The sequence below is a fragment of the Lacimicrobium sp. SS2-24 genome, from assembly GCF_002201535.1.
Classification (GTDB): domain Bacteria; phylum Pseudomonadota; class Gammaproteobacteria; order Enterobacterales; family Alteromonadaceae; genus Lacimicrobium.
On the sequence record NZ_NIWW01000020.1, the window covers coordinates 1 to 1,251 of the forward strand.

General features: G+C 46.1%; 1 protein-coding gene. It reads left to right on the forward strand.

What is annotated here, in order from left to right; translation table 11 throughout:
• Positions 1-64 precede the first annotated feature (64 nt).
• A protein-coding gene (locus CCY32_RS17050; RefSeq protein ID WP_088332893.1) for an IS3 family transposase occupies positions 65-1,224 on the forward strand; the annotation gives its coding sequence in 2 pieces (ribosomal slippage) (positions 65-329 and positions 329-1,224; 1,161 coding nt in all).
• The last annotated feature ends 27 nt before the right edge of the window (positions 1,225-1,251 follow it).

Below are 1,251 nucleotides of genomic sequence, written 5' to 3' on the forward strand. Positions count from 1 at the left end.
TCGTGTTACCCCATTTACGTAGACACTTCTAGAATTGGTGTAGAGATACACCAGGAGGTGTTTTATGGCAAAAGCCAGAAGCTATCAAAGATATCCTGCTCATTTCAAACGCATGGCTTTAGAAAAGGCGGCTGAAGATGGAATGACAGACGCTAAGGTTTGCGAAGAGTTAGGTATTAGTGATCGTCAACTGAGACGTTGGAGAGATGAGTTCCATTTGCTGGGTGACCAAGCTTTCCCTGGCAAAGGCAAGTCACGAGATGAAGAAATCACTCAGCTCAAGAGAGAGCTGGCACAAGTTAAGAAAGAGCGTGATTTTTTAAAACAAGCGGCGGTGTTCTTTGCCAAGGAATCCGATTGAAGTTTGAATGTATCAAGCGGTGTCGCAAGCAGTACCCTGTCAGTATGATGTGTCGAGCGCTCAAGGTATCTCGCTGTGGTTTCTATGCGTGGTTAACTCGACCAACTAGCGCTCGAGAGCAAAGCAACCAACGTCTGATAGACCTTATCAAGGACGTGCACAGTTCGAGCAGAGGTGTCTATGGAGCCCCTCGTATCTGTGAAGAACTGAAAGCTCATGGCTACCGATACGGTAAGAACCGGATTGCTAAGTTGATGCGCATACAAGGAATAAAGGGGTGCCCAAGACGCCGTGTAAGACGCTCTTTGCAAGATACTCCAACATACCCCTTTGCGGAAAACTTGTTGCGGCAAGACTTTATGGCGACAAGGCCTAATGTGCTGTGGGCATCGGACATTACTTACATCCAAACCCGCCAAGGTATTCTTTATTTGGCTGTTGTGATGGATCTGTTTTCACGCAAGATAGTCGGTTGGGCAATGGATAGCCACATGAGTAGGCATCTTGCTATCAGTGCTTTGAACATGGCGCTGGACATGCGTAATCCGCCTGGCGGTTTGATTCATCATTCAGATCGAGGGGCACAATATGCGAGTGATGACTACCGTCAGTTGCTTGAACAACATGACATAGAGTGCAGCATGAGTGCTCGCGGCAACTGCTATGACAATGCAGTAGTTGAGAGTTTTTTCGGCTCATTAAAGCGAGAACGGATCAGAAAATATCGCTACCAAACTCGTGCAGAAGCACAACGCGATATTTTTGATTACATAGAGTGTTTTTATAACCGGAAACGACGACATGGTTACTTAGGGTTCGTGAGTCCTACTGAGTTTGAATCACAGGCCCTGAGTGTAAATTAACTGTCTACTTTTTTGGGGTAAAATCAT